General features: G+C 64.6%; 19 protein-coding genes. 3 read left to right on the top strand and 16 right to left on the bottom strand.

What is annotated here, in order from left to right; genetic code table 11:
* Positions 1-59: 59 nt before the first annotated feature.
* Together NLN62_RS44105 and NLN62_RS44100 are read right to left on the bottom strand one after the other, a co-directional pair.
* Positions 60-2,090: an autotransporter domain-containing protein gene (locus NLN62_RS44105; RefSeq protein WP_254112910.1), complete on the bottom strand. Its 2,031-nt coding sequence runs from the start codon at positions 2,088-2,090 to the stop codon at positions 60-62.
* Between the two features lie 73 nt (positions 2,091-2,163).
* Positions 2,164-6,537 carry an autotransporter domain-containing protein gene (locus tag NLN62_RS44100; RefSeq protein ID WP_254112909.1) on the bottom strand — a complete coding sequence of 1,458 codons (4,374 nt, stop codon included), beginning with the start codon at positions 6,535-6,537 and terminating at the stop codon, positions 2,164-2,166.
* 186 nt (positions 6,538-6,723) lie between these two features.
* Between NLN62_RS44100 and NLN62_RS44095 the strand changes: the two genes are divergently transcribed.
* Complete coding sequence (locus tag NLN62_RS44095; RefSeq protein WP_254112907.1) at positions 6,724-8,457, top strand: winged helix-turn-helix domain-containing protein; 1,734 nt, start codon at positions 6,724-6,726, stop codon at positions 8,455-8,457.
* A gap of 306 nt (positions 8,458-8,763) precedes the next feature.
* On the opposite strand, the gene NLN62_RS44090 is transcribed toward NLN62_RS44095, so the two are convergent.
* The 7 genes from NLN62_RS44090 to NLN62_RS44060 form a co-directional block, all read right to left on the bottom strand.
* Positions 8,764-9,696, bottom strand: a complete 933-nt coding sequence (locus NLN62_RS44090) for a lipid A biosynthesis lauroyl acyltransferase (RefSeq protein ID WP_027523667.1) — start codon at positions 9,694-9,696, stop codon at positions 8,764-8,766.
* A gap of 8 nt (positions 9,697-9,704) precedes the next feature.
* Positions 9,705-10,982, bottom strand: coding sequence for a beta-ketoacyl-ACP synthase (locus NLN62_RS44085; protein WP_254112905.1), 1,278 nt, complete (start codon positions 10,980-10,982; stop codon positions 9,705-9,707).
* Positions 10,983-11,032: 50 nt separating this feature from the next.
* Complete coding sequence (locus tag NLN62_RS44080) at positions 11,033-12,241, bottom strand: beta-ketoacyl-ACP synthase (RefSeq protein ID WP_254112903.1); 1,209 nt, start codon at positions 12,239-12,241, stop codon at positions 11,033-11,035.
* Positions 12,238-12,708 (bottom strand): 3-hydroxyacyl-ACP dehydratase FabZ family protein, encoded by a 471-nt coding sequence (locus NLN62_RS44075; RefSeq protein ID WP_027523670.1) that lies wholly within the window; start codon positions 12,706-12,708, stop codon positions 12,238-12,240. The genes NLN62_RS44080 and NLN62_RS44075 overlap by 4 nt, the downstream gene beginning before the upstream one ends.
* Positions 12,709-12,718: 10 nt before the next feature.
* A complete protein-coding gene (locus NLN62_RS44070) occupies positions 12,719-13,006 on the bottom strand; it encodes an acyl carrier protein (RefSeq protein ID WP_007592476.1) in 288 nt (95 codons plus the stop codon).
* Positions 13,007-13,228: 222 nt separating this feature from the next.
* Entirely contained in the window at positions 13,229-13,576 is a 348-nt protein-coding gene (locus tag NLN62_RS44065; RefSeq protein ID WP_254112902.1) for a hypothetical protein, read from the bottom strand.
* A gap of 113 nt (positions 13,577-13,689) precedes the next feature.
* Positions 13,690-14,601, bottom strand: coding sequence for an ion channel (locus tag NLN62_RS44060; protein WP_254112900.1), 912 nt, complete (start codon positions 14,599-14,601; stop codon positions 13,690-13,692).
* 107 nt (positions 14,602-14,708) lie between these two features.
* On the opposite strand from NLN62_RS44060, the gene NLN62_RS44055 reads away from it, so the two are divergent.
* The gene (locus NLN62_RS44055) at positions 14,709-15,332 is read left to right on the top strand and encodes a ParB-like protein (RefSeq protein ID WP_027523673.1); all 624 of its coding nucleotides are present in this window, start codon (positions 14,709-14,711) and stop codon (positions 15,330-15,332) included.
* Between the two features lie 15 nt (positions 15,333-15,347).
* On the opposite strand, the gene NLN62_RS44050 is transcribed toward NLN62_RS44055, so the two are convergent.
* Complete coding sequence (locus NLN62_RS44050) at positions 15,348-15,503, bottom strand: hypothetical protein (protein WP_198031773.1); 156 nt, start codon at positions 15,501-15,503, stop codon at positions 15,348-15,350.
* Positions 15,504-15,919: 416 nt separating this feature from the next.
* Here NLN62_RS44050 and NLN62_RS44045 point away from each other — a divergent pair, with 416 nt between their 5' ends.
* Positions 15,920-16,078 carry a hypothetical protein gene (locus NLN62_RS44045; protein WP_254112898.1) on the top strand — a complete coding sequence of 53 codons (159 nt, stop codon included), beginning with the start codon at positions 15,920-15,922 and terminating at the stop codon, positions 16,076-16,078.
* 65 nt (positions 16,079-16,143) lie between these two features.
* Here NLN62_RS44045 and NLN62_RS44040 read toward each other — a convergent pair whose 3' ends face one another.
* The 6 genes from NLN62_RS44040 to NLN62_RS44015 form a co-directional block, all read right to left on the bottom strand.
* Positions 16,144-16,569 (bottom strand): GFA family protein, encoded by a 426-nt coding sequence (locus NLN62_RS44040; RefSeq protein ID WP_254112896.1) that lies wholly within the window; start codon positions 16,567-16,569, stop codon positions 16,144-16,146.
* A 171-nt stretch (positions 16,570-16,740) separates the two neighbouring features.
* Positions 16,741-17,202: an alpha/beta fold hydrolase gene (locus NLN62_RS44035; protein ID WP_245288035.1), complete on the bottom strand. Its 462-nt coding sequence runs from the start codon at positions 17,200-17,202 to the stop codon at positions 16,741-16,743.
* Positions 17,162-17,551, bottom strand: a complete 390-nt coding sequence (locus NLN62_RS44030; protein ID WP_254112894.1) for an alpha/beta fold hydrolase — start codon at positions 17,549-17,551, stop codon at positions 17,162-17,164. The genes NLN62_RS44035 and NLN62_RS44030 overlap by 41 nt, the downstream gene beginning before the upstream one ends.
* Positions 17,552-17,712: 161 nt before the next feature.
* On the bottom strand, positions 17,713-18,213 hold the full coding sequence (locus NLN62_RS44025) for an MgtC/SapB family protein (RefSeq protein ID WP_254113855.1): 501 nt from the start codon (positions 18,211-18,213) through the stop codon (positions 17,713-17,715).
* Positions 18,213-18,794, bottom strand: a complete 582-nt coding sequence (locus tag NLN62_RS44020) for a peroxidase-related enzyme (protein ID WP_254112892.1) — start codon at positions 18,792-18,794, stop codon at positions 18,213-18,215. The genes NLN62_RS44025 and NLN62_RS44020 overlap by 1 nt, the downstream gene beginning before the upstream one ends.
* Before the next feature lie 207 nt (positions 18,795-19,001).
* Positions 19,002-20,738, bottom strand: coding sequence for an ATP-binding protein (locus NLN62_RS44015; protein ID WP_254112890.1), 1,737 nt, complete (start codon positions 20,736-20,738; stop codon positions 19,002-19,004).
* Positions 20,739-21,039 lie beyond the last annotated feature (301 nt).

Genomic DNA, 21,039 nt, shown 5'->3' with positions numbered 1-21,039 from the left:
TTACCGAGGTGGCGGCGCCTAAGTCGCGATGATGTCTGGCTTAATCGCCCCGCAGGCGCTCAGAACCCGACGCGTAAGCCGGCACGTCCGCTGACTACGTTCGAGTTGTCCGACAGCGCGAGATATTCGGCGGCTGCGTACAGGGTGACGTTGCGGCTGCGCCACTCCAGCCCCAGGCCGCCGAAACCGCCCCAGACGTTGGCTTGCCCCGGCGTCGCGAACGGAATGGCCTGGCCGAGCAGGGCGGCGTTGACGGTGGAGCTGCCGACGCGTTGCGTGCCGAGCACGCCACCAGAGAGGCTGGTGGAGAGCTGGTTCACTGGGCCGAACGCCACGCTGCGCGTCAGCTTGACCTCGCCGCGTTCCTCAACTGTGTTCGCGGTCTGCTCGCCCACCGTCAGCGGCGCGGTGGTGCCGGTCTCGGTGTAGCCGTCGAAGGCGCCGTAGAGGTAGCGCACCCGTGCGCTCGGCGTCAGCGTGTAGGTGGCGTCCGCGAGCTGGCCCAGCGCGAAGCGATGACCGAAGGTCAGCTCGGGGCTGACATACCAGCCGTTGAACGAGGCGACGGCGTTCTCGATGCCGCCTGTGACGAGGTTGTTGTTGACGGTGCGCGTCGTGGTGTTGCGCGAGCCGCCGCCCTGGATCGCGCCATGCAGGAAGGACGCGCCGATGTCGTAGCGGGCATAGGCGCCGCCGAACAGCATGTCGGAATCCGCGCCGCCCTGGTTGAGATCGATGCTGGTGCGGGTCTTGCCGCCGCCGAGGAAGACGCCGGTGCGCAGGTCGGGGCGCGCCGCGAAATCGGCGCCGATCATGCCGCCATAGAACAGATTGGCCGTGCGCAGCAGGACGCCGTCCTGCTGCTGGATGCGCTGGCCGGCAAAGCCGCGCGCCCATACCGTCGTGCCGTCGGCATAGGTCGATGTCGGCGCCTTGAACACGGCGGCCTCGCTCGCATAGGCGGACGACAGGCCCGGGATCGCGGCAAAGGCATCGTCGAACCGCGAGGGCGCATCAGGTGCCGCAAAGGCGAGCGGTGCGCTGCCGCCGGACGTGCCGCCGGAAAACACCGGCACGGCATCGGACACGCCGCGGGTGAAATCGGCGAGCGAGCGCCAGTTCGCCGCGAAGGAGGTGGGGTCGATGGCGACGGCCTGGTTGCCCGAGACAGCGAACGGCGTGGTGCCGGTCACGGTCGCACCGGTGAGCGTATCGAAAGTCAGGTTGTGGTTGCCGCCGCGGAAGTTGACGGTATCGCCGCTGCCGAGTGAGATGCTGTCGCCGCTCTCGCCAAGTTTGATAGCACTGCCTCCGCCGCCGAGATTGATCGCGCCGATGATGCGCGAGCCCGGCAGAAGCGTCAGAGTGTTTGCAGTGCCCCCAAACTGCAACGCAATGATTCCAGAAATGGTGCCGGAGTTCGTCACGGAGGCGTTGCCGAGGAAGGCGGCGATGCCGTAGGTGCCGCCCGAGATAGTGCCGGAGTTCGTCACGTTCGCGGTGATGGTTTCGATGCCGAAGAAGCTCCCTGAGATGGTGCCGGAATTTGTCACATTGGCGGCGTTGAAGGCGAGGACGCCGTAGCTACCCCCCGAGATGATGCCGGAGTTCGTCACTTTCGCTGTATTGGCGCTGATGCCGGCGCCGCCGCGTCCCGAGATGGTGCCGGAGTTCGTCACATTTGCGGTGTTGGCGCTGATGCTGTTGAAGACCCCCGAGATAGTGCCGGAGTTCGTCACATTCGCAGTGTTGGCGCTGATGCCGTCAAAGCCCCCGGAGATGGTGCCAGTGTTCGTCACATTGGCGATGGTGGTGGCGACGATGCCGGTGCCGCCCGCCGAGATGGTGCCGGAATTCGCCACGTTGGCGGTGTTGGCGAAGACGCCAGATTTGCCCCCAGTGACCGTGCCGCTCGCGGTATTGGTCAACGTCAAGGTCGCCGTATCGATGATGCCGGCCATTGACGCAGAATTCGTGCAGGTCTGGTTGGTGCCGGTGGTGACGCAGGGTGTCTGCGCCTGCGCTTTCGCAAGCGGACACACCAGCAGCGCCAACGCGGCCGCTGCCCACCAGACTTCACTCACCTTCATTCCCATGTCTCGCATTCTCAAATTTCGTATTTCAAAGTCTCGATATCCAATTTGAAAAGAGTCGATGTGCCGCCTACCACGCATAGCGCACCGTGCCCTTGCCGGCGTAGGAGCGCGTCACGTTGGAGAGCTCGCCCTCGAAGCTTGCTGCCGCCGACCAGCCGTTGAGCCATTTCATTTCGGCGGAGGCGGTGGTGAGAGCGGAGTCGCTTGCGGCGCGTGCGCCGTTGACGACGAAGCTCGCGCCCTGCAGCGCCTGGAACGTCGCGGCGACGGAGTGATCCGGATTGAAGTCGTGCGCCCAGGCGGCGCGGCCGCGCAGGGTGAGGACGCCGTTGGCCATGGCGAAGGACTTGTCGGCACGCAGGCCGAGTTCGCTACGCGCATCGGTGACGCTCTTCGCTGCATAGGCCAGCGCGAAGGCATTGCTGCCCGAGACGACGGACTCTGCGTAGCCCGGCAGGTTGAACGTCGTGAACTGGCCGGCGGCGTAGGGCGTCAGGCCGATGCCGCCGATCCACGGCGCGACAAAGCGATAGCCGCCTTCGAGCCGGCCGCTCCACGCATTCGCGTTAAACTCGGCGCGCAGGCGATCGACGCCGGCGAGCGTCACGGTGCGATCGGTGGTGACGTCCTGCCAGCCATAGGCCAGCGCGGCGGTAATGTAGCTCGGGCCATTGTTGTGGCGGACGTATGCGCCGGCCTGGAACAGGTCGGAGCGGCCACTGCCGCCATTGACCACGGAGAAGCTGGTGCCGCCGCCGGCCAGCGCAAAGCCGGCCAGTGTCTGCGGCGAGAACCAATACTCGGCGCCGGCGGCGGTGCCGAACAGGCGGCTGGTTGCGCTGTTCGAACCTAGCGCGGTGTTGCCGTCTGTGGTCTGCGATCCGGCGAAGCCGGAAGCCCACACGCTCCAGCGCTGCTCGAAGGTCTGGGCCGGTGGCGCCTTGGCCAGCATGGCAAAGGCATCGCGTGCGGCGCCTGTCGGTGTGCTGTCGGCATAGGCCGGCGGCGCGGAGCCGCCGATGTCGCGGCCCGCGCCGGAGGGATCGGTGAGCAGGCCCATGAACTGGCCCATGGCCTGGAAGGTGGTCTGCTGCGAGCCAGCGGCCGTTTCGCCCGAAGCCTGCGTCAGGCCGCCGGCCGTCAGCCCGCTATAGACCAGCGAGATGCCGCCATTTGCGTTGAAGGAGTTGATGATGGCATTGCCGACCTTCTGCTGATTGCCGGAAAGGCCGCTGCCCGGCGGCGCAACGAAGTCCAGGATCAGGTTGAGATAGGCGTGGGTGGCGTCATAGCTCACCGTGGTATGGAAGTTCGACGGCAGGTTGGTCTGGACGACAGAACCGAACGTGCCGCTGACGCTGCCGGCGGTCAGGATCGTGTACTGCTTGGCGACGTAGCTGCCATTGGCGTAGACAGCCTGGAGTGTCGATCCGCCGAGCGTCGCCGTGCCCGAGACATTGGCGTAGCTCGACGTCGCCGGATTGATCTGCACCATGTAGAAGGCGCTGGATTGCAGCGCGAGGCTGCCCGCCACGGTCAACGACGAGTTGGCGGTGCCGTTGCCGGCCGCGAGCGTGCCGCCGGCGTTGACGGTCGTGGTGCCCACGGTGCCGCCGCCGCCGAGGGTCGCGCCGCTGTTGACGGTGACGCTGCTCGACGCCGCAATCGATCCGTTCACGACGAGCGCGCCCGCATCGACGATGGTCGCGCCGGTGTAGGTGTTAATGCCCGAGAGCGTCATGGTGCCGGTGCCGACCTTGATCAGCGATGTTCCGGTGAGGCTCCCGTTGCCGGTGAGCACGCCGGTGACATCGGTCGACAAATTGTCGCTGCCGACCGTCAGCTCTGTGCCGTTGAGGTCGAAGCGGCCGCTGCCGGCGATGGAGGCGGCGGTGAGCTTGCCGTCGCTGCCCGGGCCAGGGGTGAAGAAGTTGAACACGGCGGTGGCCGCGGTGTTGATGAGCTGCGCGTTGTCGGGCGTCGAATTGCCGTCGAACAGTACGTTGCCGCTGTTGACGATGATCGCGTTGCCGGCCGTGGAGTGACCGTAGAACGCCAACCGCGCGTTATTGGTGATGGTCGTGTTACCGGCCGTGGTATCGAGGAATGCCAGCGTGCCGGCGGAGATCGTCACGCTGGAAAATGTGTCCGCGCCGGTCAAGGTCAGCGTGCCGGCGCCGGATTTGGTCAGCGCGCCGCCGTTGAGACTTTGGCTGACGGTGAAATTGTTGGCTGCGTCCGCAATGTCGAAGGCGCCGCCATTGGCACCCCAGGTGATGCTGCGCGTCGTGGCGTTGAACGTCGTTCCCGTGATCTGCAAGGTCCCGCCGTTGAAGGTCAGGCCACCCGCGAGGTCGCCGAGATTGGCTTCGGACGAGACGCTGACCGTGCCGCCGGCGAAGGTGGTGCCGCCGGTATAGGTGTTGGTCCCCGAGAGCGTCAGCGTGCCGGTGCCGATCTTGACCAGCGAGCCGGTACCCCCGATGACGCCGCTCACTTCGGTCGAGAGATTGTTGGATCCGACGGTCAGCTCATTGCTGCCGAGCAAATAGAGGCCCGCGCCCGCGATCGAGCCCGCGCTGACCTTGTTGTCGCCGTTCAATCCCGAGGTGGGGGTGAAATCGACGAGAGTGTTGGCATTAGCGATGAGGGTCGCATTGCCGGCCGTGCTGTTGTCGGAGAAAGTCATGCTCCCGTTGACGGTGATGGTCGCGTTACCGGCTGTGCTGGAGTTGAAGAACGAGATGCCGCCATTGTTGGTGATATCGGCGCTTCCCGCCGTGCTGGTGCTGTAGAAGTACAGGAGATTGGAGTTGGTGATAGTCGCGCTGCCGGCGCTGCTTTGGTCGGTGAAGGTCAACGTTGCCGAGCCGAGATTGGTGATGGTGGCGTTGCCGGCGCTGCTTTGCGCGTAGAAAGTCAGCGAGCCGTTGCCAACATTGGCGATCGTGGCGTTGCCGGCCGTGCTGTTCGTGAAGGACAGCCAGCTGTTGTTGGTGATCGTTGCGTTGCCGGCCGTGCTGTTGCCGTAGAAATACAGGTAGGCGTTGTTGCTGTTGGTGATGGTGGCGCTGCCGGCCGTGGCGTTTCCGAAAAAAAGGACCCTGCCGTTGCTGCTGTTGGTGATGGTGGCGCTGCCCGCAGTGCTGGTATCGTTGAAATACAGGTAGTTGCTGTTGATAATGGTCGCGCTGCCCGCCGAGCTCGAATTGTTGAATTTGAGGGTGCCGGCGACGTTGGTGATGGTGGCGGTGCCGGCCGTGCTCGTGTCGTAGAAAGCCAGCTGGCCGTTATTGGTGACGCTGGCGCCGCCGGCACTCGTAGCGTTGCGGAAATATGTTTTCCCGCTGTTGGAGATGCTGGTGATGCCGCTGGTGTCGGCGTTGAGAACGTCGAACGTGCCGCTGGCGCCAACGGTGACGATCCCCAGAATCGTGCCGACGCTGGTGGCCGTGCCGAGCTGTAACGTGCCGCCGTTGATCGTGGTGCCGCCGGTGTAGGTGTTCGCTCCCGACAGCGTCAGTGTGCCGGTGCCGATCTTGACCAGCGAACCGCCGGTGCCGGCGATGACGCCGCTCACCTCGGTCGAGAGATTGTTGGAGCCGACGGTCAGCTCATTGGCGCCGAGCAGGTACAAGCCCGCGCCCGCGATCGAGCCGGCGCTGATCTTGTGGTCGCCGTTGAGGCCCGCGGTCTGGCTGAAGTCGACCAAGGCGTTGGCATTGTTGACGATCGCCGCAGCGCCGGCCGTGCTGTTGTCCTGAAAGGTGATGCTGCCATTGATGGTGATGGTTGCGTTGCCGGCCGTGCTGTTGTCCTGGAAGGTGATGCCGCCATTGTTGGTGATGGTGGCGCTGCCGGCGGTGCTGTAGTCATAGAAAAAAAGGAGGTTGGTGTTGGTGATGGCTGCGTTGCCCGCAGTGCTGTTGCCGTAAAAGGTCGTCGTGCCGCCGCTGTTGTTTGTAATGGTTGCATTGCCGGCCGTGCTGCTGTCGCCGAATTGAAGGGAGCTGTTGTTGTTGATTGTCGCGCCGCCGGCCGTGCTGGTGTTCTGGAAAGCCAGCGAGGAGTTGTTCGTGATGGTGGCGCTGCCGCCGTTGATGGTGATGCCGGCGCCGGTGAAGTTCAGCGAGTTGCTGACGTTAAAGGTGTAGTTCGAGGCGCCGGCATTGAAGGTCCAGCCGCCGACGGTGGCGCTCGAAATCACCAGGCTGGTGGTATCAGAGGCACCGAAGGTGGCGGTGTCCACCGGCACGAAGCCGCCGCTCCAGTTGGAGCCGGTGTCATAGTCGTTGCTGCTGGGAGAGGTCAGCCAGGTGCCGTTCGCCGCGGCGCGCGATGGCGTGGTCGGCAGCATCCAGGCCAAAGCCAGCGCCGACGACGTCAACAGCGCGGCCCGCAGCCGGCGGGTGGCCCCGAAACAATATTTCTCCGTCCCCACGGCTTCCCCCCAGCACGCTCACGAGTCTCAAGCCGGATTCTTGTCATTGGCTTGGGGGCGGTGTCCTGATAAGGCGCGGGGGAGTTTCTGAAGCTTTCTGATATTTCCGTTTCAGACCCGTTTTCCGGTCACTTTCGGCAGACTTCCACTATATGAGCGGGCTGGAGAGACACTTTGGGGGATAGCGTGCTTCGTTTCGCCGGCTTCGGGCTGGATCAGCAGCGCGCGGAGCTGCGGGGGCCGGATGGCGTTGCGATCAAGCTCCGGCCGAAAACCTTCGAGATGCTGCGGCTGTTCGCGACCAGCGGCGGCCGGGTGCTCAGCAAGCAGGAACTGATGGAGGCGGTCTGGCCGAACGTCCATGTCGGCGAGGACAGCCTGTTCCAATGTATCCGCGAGCTTCGCACCGCGCTCGGCGATGACCGGCGGCAGCTGATCAAGCTCGCCTCCGGCGGCGGCTATCTGCTGACGGCGGAGGTTGAGGCCGAGCCGGAGGTCATGGCGGAGGCCGAGGCGCCTCCGCCCGCCGAGGCCATGGAGGCCGCGCCCGCGGCGCCGGCCGAAGGTGTCCTGGCGCAGGCGAGGTCGCAGCGCTCGATCTTCGGTTTCAGCCGGCGGGCCATGGTCGCCGCAGTGGCCGGGCTCGGCGTGATCGTCATGGGGCTTGCGGTGGCCGCGCCGGTGCTGAAGCCGGACCTGTTCCGGAGAACGCCGCCTCGCATCGTCGTGATGCCGATCGTTGACGCCAGCACCGACCCGCGCGGCCCGGCGATGGCGGAAGAGGTTACCGGCCGCCTCACGGACGGCTTTGCGAAGATCCAGAACATCAGCGTGGTTGCGCCGCGATCGCCAGCGCTCGCGGGCGTCGAAAGCACCAGTGCACGGGCCGCATCACCCGATTACGAAATTCGCGGCGAGTTGCAGCATGGCGATCAATCCTGGACGCTGCGGGCGCGCATGATCAAGACAGCCACCGGCGAGGTTCAGTCGGTCGTTGCGGCTTCGGTCAACGCGGATGAGGCGGACGCGCAGCTTGCGCAGTCGCGGCTTGCCGCGGGCGTCGGTCATGTGCTTGCGCGCCGCCTCAACGACATGCTGGAGCCCAGCGCGTCGTCGCCCGCGAGCCGCGGACAGTCCGCGGGCGGCGACAGGGTCGCCGTCGAGCAGGCGCTGGCGTCGATCAACCAGACCACGCGCGAGCGTTTCGGTGCGGCGCAGGCGATGCTGCAAAAGGCGCTCACTGACGACCCTGACAATGTCGATCTCGCCGTGGCGCTTGCTTCGCTCCAGATGCGCGGCATCCAGATGGTCTGGCTCAGCCCGGAGGAGGCTGTTGCGGTCGAGGCCAGGGCCAGCGCGACGCTCGAGCAGGCATTGCGGTCGAAGCCGAATTCGATTCCGGTGCTCGAGGCCTATTGCCGCTTCCTCAGCGCGACCAACCATTTCGTGGAAAGTCTCGTCACCTGCGCCAAGGCATTGAGCTTCGATCCGTGGAACGGCTCTGCGCTCTATCTGATCGGATTGGGCCAAATCTATCTCGGCCGCTTCGACGATGCGCTCGCGACATTCCAGCAAGCCGATCGTTACGATACGCCGCCGGCCTCGCGCTGGACCTGGCTGCTCGGCGCGGGCTTGGCGAATGTCTTGATGGGGCGCGACGAGGAGGCGTTGCCGTGGCTGCAGCGTTCGATCGCCATTACGCCGGCGACCGGCCGCTCGCACTTTCTGCTCGCCGCCGCCTACCAGAGATCGGGCCGGTTCGAGGAGGCGAGGGCGGCGATCGCGGAGGGACTGCGCTTGCGGCCCGGCACGACCAGGCTCAACGTCTCGCCGCCGATGAAGAACGCAAGTCCGGTGAATATCGCAGCCTGGGAACGCGTCGTTCAGGCCGAGGTCGACGCAGGATTGCCGGAGCGGTGAGGGCGAGTTTGCGGCGATGGGGCGATCGCAAGCGTGCACGATGAAAGCGTGCGTCAGGAGTGCAAGCCGCTTCCTAACCCTCGCTGTCATGCCCCGCGAAAGCGGGGCATCCAGTACGCCGCGGCCCCTCCGTATCCGTCACCGTCTCTGGAATACAGGATCGCCCGGTCGAGCCGGGCGATGACAGGCGAGAGTGTGGACGGCGCGTGCCACGAGCCTCGTCATTGCGAGCGCAGCGAAGCAATCCAGAATCTTTCCGCGGAGGCAGTCTGGATTGCTTCGCTGCGCTCGCAATGACGGAGCAAACTACCGCCATCTCCGATGCAGCCAGAGCCACTGCTCGGGATATTCGCGCACCCAGCCTTCCACCACGTTGGTGATCGCCTGCGTCGTGCCCTGGACGTCGATCTTGCCCTCGGCGTCGCGCACCGGCGGGATCTCCTCGGTCAGCTCGGCGCGGAAGCGATAGCCGGGCAGGCGGATGATGCGCACGCCGTGGATGGGGCATTCGACCTGGCGCAAGAGCCGCGCCAGCATCGGGTTGGCGCGGGTCTTGCGGCCGAAGAAGGTGACCTCGACGCCGCCGGTCAGATATTGATCGACCAGCATGGCGACGTGCTGGCCGTTCCTGAGCGCTTCGCCAAGCCGGAACGGCGCGTCGCGCCCCGCAGGGATCAGCGTGCCCATGTTGACCTGGCGCATCTCCTGGATGATGCGATCGGCGGACGCGATATTCGGGCGGCGATAGAGGATCGCGGTGTCGAGCCCATGCGCGACGGCAGCGAGTGCCGGCAATTCCCAGTTGGCGAGATGCGAGGCGAAGATCAGCGCCGGCTTGCCGTCGTCCCTGATGTGGTCGAACAACTCGACGGTGCGCGGCGACAACTCGATCCGGCTCTTTTCCGGATGATCGCGGTCATAGTCCCAGACCTGATCGAGATGGGCGAACTCGGCGCCGACGCGGCCGAGATTGTCCCAGACGCCCATCAGGATCTTTTCTATCTCTTCCGGCGATTTCTCGGGAAATGCCGCGGTGAGGTTGGCGCGGCCGATGCGGTGCTCGCGCAGGCGCGGGCCGATCGTCTTGGTGACGCGCGCGAAGAAGTCCGAGGTCTTGACCGGATCGAAATAGCGCGTGGTGCGCAGCATGCCGACGGTAGCCGCGCCGATCACGCTTCCGCCGATCGACTTGGCAACTTCTCGCGCGCGGGCCTTCGTGCTCGCAGGAAGCAGCGCCATGCGTCCGATCAGGCCGGTTCGCGGGTCAGGATCAGCGAGGCGTTCTGGCCGCCGAAGCCGAACGAGTTCGACATGACCGCGGTGACGCGGGCATCGCGCGCGGTATTGCCGACGACGTTGAACAGGATCGTGGGATCCGGATTGTCGTAGTTGATGGTCGGCGGAATGCGCTGATGCTCGAGCGTCAGCAGCGAGAAGATCGCCTCCACCGCTCCGGCGGCCGAGATGGTGTGGCCGACCATCGACTTGTTGGAGGTCACCGGAATTTTCTGCGCGAGATCGCCGAACACGGCCGAGGTCGTGTTGAACTCCATCTTGTCGTTTTCGGGCGTCGCGGTGCCGTGGGCGTTGATGTGGTCGATCTGGTCCGGCGTCATGCCGGCATCGGCCAGCGTCTTGTTCATGCAGCCGATGATCGGCTTGCCGTCGGGGGAGGAGCGAGTGCGATGGAAGGAATCGGTGAGCTCCCCGCAGCCGGCGAGCACGCCGAGGATCTTTGCGCCGCGCGCGGTCGCAGCCTCGTAGCTTTCCAGCACGAGCGCGCCTGCGCCTTCAGCCATGACGAAGCCGTCGCGATTCTTCGAGAACGGCCGCGAGGCGGCCTGCGGCGGTTCGTTCTGCGTGGAGAGCGCGGAGAGCAGCGAGAAGCGCACCAGCGCTTCGGGATTCACGGTGCCGTCGGTCGCGACGCACAGCGCCGCATCTGTCTCGCCGCGGCGGATCGCCTCGACGCCGAGCTGGATCGAGGTTGCCCCCGAGGCGCAGGCCGTCGACAGCGAGATCGGCGAGCCCTTGGTGCCGAAGGTCTCGGCGAGGTGTGCGGCTACCGAGCCGAACATGAAGCGGTGATGATAGGCGGTGTATTTGCCGCCGCCGGAGATGCGCAGGAGATCATCGTAGGTGAAGTCGGACGTGCCGACGGCGCGGCCGAGTTCGCGGCGCTGCGGCCATTCGACCTCGACCGGCGCAACCGCCAGGAAGAGGGGGCCCGGGAAATCGCCCTTGGCGCCGATACCGGCCTGATCCAGCGCTTCCTCCGTGACCATCTCGGCCATCCGTTCGGAGAGGCCGGTGGAGGAGAACGGATCGACCCTGACGAAATCGACCGTGCCGGCCATCGTCGTCTTCAGCCCGTCGGTCGGAAAGCGCGTGATGGTGCGGATGCCGGATTGCCCGGCGACGAGCTTCGACCAGTTGTCGGCCTTGCCGGCGCCGAGCGAGGTCATGATGCCCATGCCGGTGACGACTACGACGGGCCGTCCGAATTTGTCGCGTGGTGCTGTCATGATTCCCCCGCTCGTCTCAATCGTCCCAAACAACCAGCCGAACGCGCGGCTCAGCTGACCGCTTCCACCAGCGCCATGCCTTCGCCGCGCCAGTGTCCGGCTCCCACCACCACAATCTGGGTCGGAGCCGACTGCATTTCAATCTCGAGACCGGTCGAATCGTTCGCCGGGAACAGGGCCCCGCGCGAGAGCGACAGTGCGGCGAGCGCAATCCCGAGCGGGAACTGCGTCTCCATGGTGTGGCCGAACATGGTACCGGTGGCGCGAACCGGGAAGTCCGCATGGCTCTCGAGGAAGGCGCGCTCCTCGGCGGTCGCCGGCTCCGCGCCGGTTGCCCCCGTAATGATCGCGCCCTTGCCCTCACGCCTGGGCAGCTCTGACCACAGCTTCTGAAGCGTCGCGGTCAATTCGCCCGGCTGCTTGCGCCTGGCCAGATCAGCCACCACGCTCGTCAGCTTCGCGAACGGTTTTGCGCCGCGCGCTTCCGCATGGGCCTTCGATTCCAGCACCAGGAACGCGCCGGCCGAGCCGAGCGCGAAGCCGGCGTGGTCCTTGCGCGCCCACACCGGAGCGAACTTGTCCTTCAGGTTGAAGTCGCCGAACTCGTAGAGGACCATCAGGTCCTTGCGCTCGCCATTGTGCGAGCCGCCGACCAGCGCAATGTCGCTCTCGCCCGAGGCGATCCGTGCCAGCGCGATGCGCGTGGCATCCGCGCCCGCTACCTCTTCACCCATGAAGGTGCGCGAGGTGCCGCCGAGACCGTGCACGATGGCGATGTTGCCGGCGAGCAGGTTGGAGAGCTGGGCCAGGAACAGCGTCGGCCGCAGATCGCTCATCAGCCGCTCGTTGAGGAAGCCGGGCGCATTGGCGCCCTTGGCCTCGGCCGTGAGCACGCCGGTATCGACGTTGAGATCGCGCTCGCCGCCGCCGGCCGCGACCACCATGTCGATCTTGGAGAGGATGTCCTTGTTGCCTTTGATCCCGGCCGAATCGAGCGCCAGGCCCGCCGCATAGGTGCCGATGCGCTGCCAGGCTTCCATCTGGCGCTGGTCGCCCTTCTTCGGGATCTGGCTGTCGAAACTGACCGGCATCAGGGGATGCACGATGAAAGGGGCAAACCCCTTCTCGTCGACGTTGATGCGCCGCTCGCCGAGCGCGGCCCAGTTGGCGTCCAGCCCTTCGCCGAGCGAAGTGGCGAGTCCAATACCGGTGATCCAGACTTCCGTCTGGCCGGGCTTCGAAGCAGGAGTGTCAGTCATGGCGAAACGGCCTGTTGCGGAAAGCCGATGCGCTTGGCGAACGCATCCATGTAGCTGCGCATATCCGCATTGGGGAAGGGAATCTGCGTGAAGGTGAGCGTCGAATTCGCGCGCAGCTTGCCGCCGACCCGGATCTTGGCCTCGGTCATGGCGTAGCCCGAGCCCTCATGGGCGAGGGTTGCCTCGATGCTCATGAGATCGCCGGGGAAGACCGAGCCGCGGACCTTGGCCTCCTTCACGGCGGCGAGGATCGGCATGCGCTCGAACTTCAACACGCCGAGCTGCAGCCAGCCCGAGGCCTGCGCCATCGATTCGATCAGGAGCACGCCGGGCATCAGCGGATAGCCCGGAAAGTGTCCCTCGAAGATGGTGCTTTCCTTCGGAACGAGCGCCTCGACGACGATCCGCTTCTCGTCGACGTTGAGGTCGACGATGCGATCGATCATGTGGAAGTATTCGAGTTGCATGGTTGCGCGATCAGGCGCTCGCGCCCTTGGCCGCCACCAGCTCGTCGATGCGCGCGCACAGGTTCTTCAGCACGAAATACTGCTCGGTTGTCGCCTTGCCGTCGTTGACCTCCTGGGTCCACTTCTCCAGCGGCAGCTTGATGCCGAACTGCTTGTCGATCGCAAACGCGATGTCCAGGAAATCGAGGCTGTCGATGCCCAGATCGTCGATGGCGTGACTATCCGGCGTGATCGTGTCGCGCGGGATGTCGCAGGTTTCAGCGATGATCGTGGCGACCTGATCGAATGTAGAGGACATCACTAAGCCTTTGATATATTGCAGGTATTTGTCAGATTTTCCAGAGAGGCACGGTGGGCGGGCATCGCGCCCCGAGTGATGCCCTCAAACGCCCTCTGGCCGGGTCGAGTGCCCGTATATCGGACGGCCGCCCTGAGTTCAATGGAGCCGGGCAGGGCCCGGGGACAGGGCTGGGGATGCCGGTCGGAGCCCCGCGAATCCGGGCTCTCCGGGCCGGGCTGCCTAGATATGCGGCGTCGTGATCTTCACGCAGTCGCGACGGCCCATCAGCACGCAATCCTGGGTCCGGCGCAGGTCGGCAATGCTGACCGCGAGCCAGATACCGATCGCGGTGAGCGCGATGGTGAAGGCGAGGGCTGCGATGTTGGCGAGCATGCGGTGGCGGAAGTCGTCCGGCTCGTCGCGGGGCTGCTCGTAACGCGAGAGGTCGAGCGGTTCCGGCGCGGGCTGAGTGTGCAACGGCTGCACCGTCCCGTTCCCCCGCCGGGGAACGCCCTGGAGCTGGCCGCGCGGCCTGAACTGGAGCACCCGGTGCTCGTCGTCCGAGGTTATGGGCCGCTGGGTTTTCATGCCAAGGATCGGTCGCGGATCAGCCTTCAAAGCAGCGAAATTTAGATAGCACAGGGCTGCGAAGCGTTGCAGAAAATCTTCACAAGCACAGCGTGCATCTGTCGCGTTCGGAATTATGCTACGCCTGTCGTTTCCAGTGTCTGGTGGAACCTGCCGTAGTCGATGCGCAGCCGTCCATCGTCCTGCGTATCGAGGATGTCGACATAGCGATGGCCGAACCTGATCTCGAAATGCTCGTAGGATTTGCGGGCATGCACCGTTTGCGCTGCAACAACGTCGTAGCCCGACAGCACCACGATGAGCGCGACGGTCGCGGCTTCCATGTCTTCCGCCGACAAAGCATGCAACGGGCTCGTCTCGTCCAGCGTGTGATAGAGCGTCCAGCTCAAGGCAAGGCCGGGGATTTCGTTGCGGTCGAGCGCGAGTTCGTAAAAGCGCCGCAGCGGCCGGCCTTCCTTCGTCACCACGCTCTTGAAGGCCCAGACCCGCGCATTGGCATTGGCGATGACGTTGTGCCGCTCATTGGCAAGGCGGATCATCAGGGTCGGCTTGCCCTCGTGCAGCGAGATCACCGGGTTCTCGGCGAACAACAGCCGCGCGCTCGGCCGCGAGAAGCGGGCGAAGATCAGCCCCGTCATCAGCGACATCGAGAAGATGCCGGTGAACAATTCGACCGTCGCAACGAAGTGGCCGTAGTGGCTCTGCGGATGCATGTCGCCGTAGCCCGCGGTCGAGAGCGTCTCGATGGAGAAGTAAAAGTAGTCGATATAGGCGCCGCCGGGGACGTTCGAGATCGGCAGGTCGCCGATCCAGTAGAAATAGGCGAAGAACGCGTTGAAGGCGAGAAAGACCAGCGCTGCGCCCGCGATGAACACCGGCCAGGACGCCGTCATGCAGCGATGGCTGATGTCGGCCCAGAAATTCAGCGTCAACCCCTCGGCGATGATTTCGCGCCCGCCGAGCCTGACGATCCGTGCCTTGCCGGTCCGTCCATTGGTCGTCCGTTCATTCGGGATTTTAAGCATCCGCTTTTGATCTCTTCGCGCCGCAGCGGCATTTGCCGTCCCGGCCGTCATGGCATAATCGTACGGAGTTCAGGACGTTCTTTGCAACCTTTGAGGGGTCTTCGACAATGACCAACACGCGCGAGCCCAGAGTGCACCCGGTGTCGATCCTGTCGCTGAAGCCGACGCAGATGACGGTCGGCATGCGCGAGGTCAAGGAGAAGCGCAAGCGCTGGCGCGAGCAGGACAAGCAGAAGCAGGCGGACTCGCTCGGCAAGCACATGATCCCCGTGGTTCACGGGCCGGACCAGCGCTACTACGTCATCGACCATCATCATCTGGCCCGCGCGCTTCACGACGAGGGCGTCAAGGACGTGCTGGTCACCATCGTCGGCGACCTCAGGATGGTCGAGCGCGACGCCTTCTGGGGCGTGATGGACAACAAGCGCTGGGTCTACCCTTACGATGCCAAGGGTGAGCGGCGGCATTTCAAGGACCTGCCGAAATCGGTCGCCGCTCTCAAGGACGATCCGTTCCGCAGCCTCGCCGGCGAACTCCGCCGGATGGGAGGCTTCGCCAAGGACACCACGCCGTTCTCCGAATTCCTGTGGGCCGACTATTTGCGCCGCAAGCTGTCACGCAAGGCGGTCGATGCCAATTTCGACAAGGCGCTGGAGAAGGCGATGGCTGCCGCAAAGATCAAGGACGCGATCTATCTGCCCGGCTGGTGCGGACCGGCGTCGGAGGATTAGGGCGCAGCGCTCACATCAGTCGCGCTGGAAGATCTTGGCGCCGGGGTAGACGCGCCGGGCGTATGTCACGACCAGCTCCCTGTCCTGAGTCTCCAGGAAAGGGGTGCGGATCTGGCACGACCCGACGATCAGGTGCCACAGGCCATTAAGCTTCTGAACGAAGACGTTCATTTGATTGTTCCTCGACGAACCTGCATCCAGCAAGAGCTGCTTGTCGCAGCAGCCTTGCGATTCACTATCGTTATCCCGAGCGCAAAATTCCCAACGTGACCCGCGCCACTGTAAAACGACGTGACTATTGTTAGTTGCGCCTTTCGAGCGTGAAGTTCGCGCGGTTCATTCGTCGCTTTGGACTAGTCGGCGAGCATAAGGATCTCTCCCCATCGCTCAATTGTACGAGCTTATGCGGAGGTCATAAGAAGGGATGAGCGCGCTAAACCAAGGTATTCCGTTGTTTACCGGAGCGTCCTTGCCGGCCGGACCTCATCACAGTCTCTTGAGTGAAATCATTTTCCTGGCGCACGAAGAGGTCCTGAAACAAAGCCGTTCCATCCTTCCGGGCACTCGAGCCCACAAAGGAGGGAGGAATGCGCCGTCTGGTCTTCGCCGCCGCCTTGCTCGCGGTCGCCACAGTAGGGTTTCACAGTTTCATCTCGGCTTCGCTTGCCGCGGCTCGCGAGGCCAAGGCCGCGACGTTTGCCGAACGCTTTGCCCCGGCGGTCGAGTTGATGGCGAAGCAGCACTAGCGCAGTAGCGCGCCGCCGCCGCAGGCAACGCAGCGGCGGTAGGCCCGGACATCAATGCCGGTGGCTCAGGCTCCGGGCGGCGGAGATGGCGGCATCTTAGGGAACGTCGGCAGCCCCTCGTGCATCAGATGCCACGGCGGCGCCGAGGACGTATAGAGATGCAGGGCCGGCGTCAGGTCTGAATTGCTGTCGAGCGCGCCAAGCTTGACAGTCAGGAACGGCGCATTGGGAGGCAAGCTCCACAGCGGAGACCCGCAATCCGGACAAAAGGCGCGACCGACGTCGCCGCCGCTGTCGCCCTTGCGCGAGTAGATTTTTGCCTCGCCCTTCGTGACTTCGAGGCCGGTCTTCGGCGCGAGCGCGACGTAGTTCGGCCCGCCGCCCGAAGCCTTCTGGCAATCGGTGCAGTGGCAGATCCCGACACCCATCAGCGGCGCATTGATCCTGAATCGGATCGCGCCGCAAGCGCATCCTCCGGTACGGTCGGTCATGGTTGCCTCAATCCTCGTTGGCCAAGAAGCCGCTCATCCTGGCCGCTCACATCAACAGCCGGCTTGACACGCATAAGCGAGCGCTGCTGCCAACGTCTTGTCAGCATGGCTTGTTGCCCCTCGCGCAATCGACGCGAAAATTCGACCGTGCCGTAGCGCGAGACACCCCATCTACTCGGCTGATCCCATACATCGGTTGGCAAATTCGGCGATGAGGGCTGTGATTTCCTCCGGGCGCTCCAGGCTAGGCAGATGCGCGACACCCGGCATCTCACGCCCTTCCGCGTCCGGTACTGTCGCTGCCACGTGACGACAGCGTTCCTGAACGTAGGGAAAGTCGAGATCGCCCCAGATCACAAGGGTCGGCACAGCGACGTCACTGAGGCGGTGGAAGAAGGGTTGAATGTCAATGTCCGAGCCGAATGGCGCGGAGCGGAGCGCGATGCCGTTCATGTCAAGGAGCAGGTCGCGAGCGGGACCGGCTACGCGGCCTTCGGGGGCCAGTGGTCCGTCCAGCCAGAGACGCGCCTTCATCGCGTTCAACCGATCCAGATCGCCCGATGCCTCAATCCTCCTTGATTGCGTCATCAGTTTATCGACTTCGGGAGGATAGATCAGGTGCGCCTGCGACATTGGGGGCGATCAGAACGAGGGCGCCAACACGCGATGGGTGTCGAAGCGTGGCATCAAGCGCGATGCGCCCGCCGAGGGAGCAGCCAACAAGGACTGCGCGCTTGCCGTCTGCGGTAGCATCCAGCACGGCCACGAGGTCCGCGAGGGCGGAGAAGTCCTCCAACTCGGCCTGAGTTTCGCCGAACCCACGCCGGTCATAAGCAACCGCCTTGTGAGTGGCGCCGAGTCCATTCAACTGGTCGCGCCACATGCGCCGGTCGCACACGTTGGCATGAAGAAAGACGATGGCAGTGCCGCTGCCCACGATCTCTGTTGCGAGCCTGGCGCGACCAGACGTGACATAGTGCATAGATTGCAGGTCCAAACCGATGACGTCTGCGAGTGAGGATAAACGGGATCAATCGAGTCCAGAACCCCGGTTGCCTGCATGGGGGTAGAGAAATCAAGGCGGGTCTGCCCGCGTGGTGCGAAGGGTGACGGGTTTCGCAAGAGCTCTGCCCGACCTGGGGACTAGCGCTCCCGCACGTCTCGCCTCGCCGTTGTCTCGGCATCATGCGACTCCGCCTCACCGCCGAGCGCGCGGTGCAGCCAGTGCTCGGTGCGGTTGCCGACGGTGAGGATCAGGAAAGCCAGGACGAACGCCGTGCCGACGATCGGCCACTCTCCGGCGCCGCAGGCAATCCCGACGCAGGCGGCGAGGAAGGTACAGGCGGCGCTGGTGAGGCCGCGAACCCGAAAATGCTCGCTTTCGTGGACGATCACGCCGGCGCCAAGAAAGCCGATGCCGGTGAGGATGCCCTGGATGACGCGGCTGGTCGCGTCCGAGATCTTGCCGGGCTCGGCGAACTGGACCGCGAGCAACACCACAGTCGCGGTCGACAGGCCGACGATGCCGAGCGTCTTCAGCCCGATCGGCTTGCCGTGCAGGTCGCGGTTCAAGCCGATGGCGCAGCCTGCGAGCGAGGCGGTGCCAAGCCGCAGCACGATCTCCGGCCAGTCGAGCGAGGCGATCATTGTTTCGGCAGGCGCCCCATCAGGTAGAACTCGTCGTTCGGCCGCATGCCCGTGAAGTTCGCGAGCCGGTTCGACAGCGCGAAGAACGCCGAGATCGCGGCAATATCCCAGATGTCGTCGTCGCTGAAGCCGTGTGGGGCAAGCGCCGCGAAATCCTCCTCCGAAATCCGCTGTGCGTCGGCCGAGACCTTCATCGCGAAATCGAGCATCGCCTTCTGCCGCGGCGTGATGTCGGCCTTGCGGTAGTTCACCGCGACCTGGTCGGCGATCAGCGGGTTCTTGGCGCGGATGCGCAGGATCGCACCGTGCGCGATCACGCAATACTGGCACTGGTTGGCGGCCGAAGTGGCCACCACGATCATCTCGCGCTCGGCCTTGGTGAGGCCGGAGTCTTTCTCCATCAGCGCGTCGTGGTAGGCGAAGAAGGCGCGGAACTCGTCGGGCCGGTAGGCCAGCGTCAGGAACACGTTCGGCACGAAGCCGCTCTTCTCCTGCACCGCGAGAAGCCGCGTGCGGATGTCGTCGGGCAGCGTGTCGAGGGCGGGAGCGGGGAAGCGTTGGGCGGCTGTCTTTGTCATTGGTGTTTTTTCCGGATCGGGGCCGGCAAACATAGTCGATGCGGGCGGTCGCCTCAACGTGCCACATACTCGCTGTCATCGCCCGACTTGATCGGCGATCCAGTATTTCAGAGACGGCGATGGGATATGGAGAGGCTGCGGCGTACTGGATGCCCCGGTCAAGCCGGGGCATGACAGCGCAAAATGCGGTGGCCGTGTCGTCGATCCTTACCGCAATGGCTTCTTCAACAGCGAGAAGCGGTCGGGGTCGAGCCCCATCGACGGCTGGAGCATCGGGGCATCGAGGCTGGAGGACGTCTTCGCAGACGGCGCGGAGAACATCGGATCGTTCGGCGTGTCGCGCTGCGAGGTGGCGCCGCGCCAGCGCTCGAGCACGGCGCCGACGAAATGCACGTCGTGACCGGCGGTGACCGACGGAACGCTGCTGATGGTCGCTTCGCCGCGCGGCAATTGATGCGGCGGCACCTCCTTGAAGCGCAGCCGCGTCGGCAGCGCCACGCCTTCGCCGAACGCCAGCACCTCGCGGGTGCCGAGCGAAGGCACGAACGAGAGCAGGTTCGCGGCGGCATCCGACACCGCGGCGCGGAGCAGCGCCTGGTCGCGGTCGTTGGCCAGACGCATCGTGAACAGCGTGTTGCACTGGGAGATGATGGTGGCGTCGAGCTCGGCCGGACGCTGGGTGATGAGGCCGAGATAGACGCCGTATTTGCGGCCTTCCTTGGCGATGCGCGACACCGCCTTGCGGGTCGGTCCGAAACCGACGTTGCGGTCGGCGGACGCATAGCGATGCGCCTCCTCGCAGACGAACAGCAGCGGCGAGACGCCGTCGCTCCACAGGCCGAAATCGAAGGCCATGCGGCACAGCACCGAGACGACGGAATCGATCACCTCGACCGGGAAACCAGCGAGCTGCATCACCGTCATCGGCTTGCCATTGGCCGGCAGACGGAACAGGTGGCTGATCACCTCCGCCATGGTGTCGCCGCCGACATTGGCGTTGTCGAACATGAAGGTATAGCGCGGATCGTTGCGCACAGCCTCGATGCGCGAGATCAGCTTGTGATAGATGATGCGCGAGGAGCGGTTTTCCAGCTTGCCCATGCGCTCGTCGATCAGGGAGATCAGATCGACCAGGCGATACGGCACCGGTGTGTCGACGGTGAAGCCGACCTGCTTGGGATCGATGCGCTTGAGGCCGAGGCGGTCGGAGTTCTGGTACTGGGTGTAGACGCCCTTCGCGATCGGAATGACCTCGGCGAGGATGTCGAGCTCTTCGGGCACGCCAGGGCGGCCCGCAAATAGCACGTCGACGATCTCCTCGAAATTGAACAGCCAGAACGGCAGCTTCAGGTTCCGCGGGTTGAGCACCAGCGAACGGTCGCCGAAGCAGCGGCCATATTCGTTGTGGACGTCGAGCAGGAAGATGCGCAGGTTCGGGCGCGCCTTGAGGATCTCGTTGAGCAGCAGCGACACGCCGGTCGATTTGCCGACGCCGGTAGAGCCGAGCACCGCAAAATGCTTGGAGAGCATCTCCTCGACGTCGACATAGGCGACGACGGAGCGGTCCTGTTGCAGGAAACCGACGTTGATCTGGTCCGCTCCGGTCGGCGCGTAGATCGTGCGCAGCTCCTGGCTGGTGATCAGGTCGACCGCATCGCCGATGGTCGGATAGTTGGTGACGCCGCGCTGGAACTTGGCCTTGTCGCTGGCATTGAGGATCTCGCCGAGCAGGTCGACGGAGGCGACGGCAACGTAGTTGTCGTTCGAGAGGTTCTCGCAGGAGACCTCGGTGATCATGGCCACGATGATCGAGCTCGCGCAGCGGATGCTGACGAAGCGGCCGACGGTGGCGCGCACTTCCGAAATCGGCATTCGGCTTTCCGCCAAGAGCCCGACCCGGGCGAGCGATCCTCGTACCGAAATCACGCGTCCAAAGGATGTCACGATGATGAACCTGGCAAGAACAAGGATTTGTTCGCAACTATGCGCAGCCGTCACTGCACAAACGGTTAAATGCGAGGCGCCGCCGCTTTGTTAAATCCGCGACAATTCGGCGGGGAGATTTGTACCAAAGTGCATGTGTCCAGCGAAAATCGGTACGAAATTGCCGCTTTCCGGGCCGGTCGGCGGGTCGGTGCGTAAGGAAGGATTTACCATCCGGAAAGCCCGCTCGACCCGGGGGAAATGAAAGCGGCGCGGAGCGGTGCAGCCCAGTGCGGGAAGATGGCGCTTCTATTTGTTGACG

Source organism: Bradyrhizobium sp. CCGUVB23 (genome assembly GCF_024199885.1).
Taxonomy (GTDB): domain Bacteria; phylum Pseudomonadota; class Alphaproteobacteria; order Rhizobiales; family Xanthobacteraceae; genus Bradyrhizobium.
This window is presented reverse-complemented; position numbering and strand designations above follow the sequence as displayed.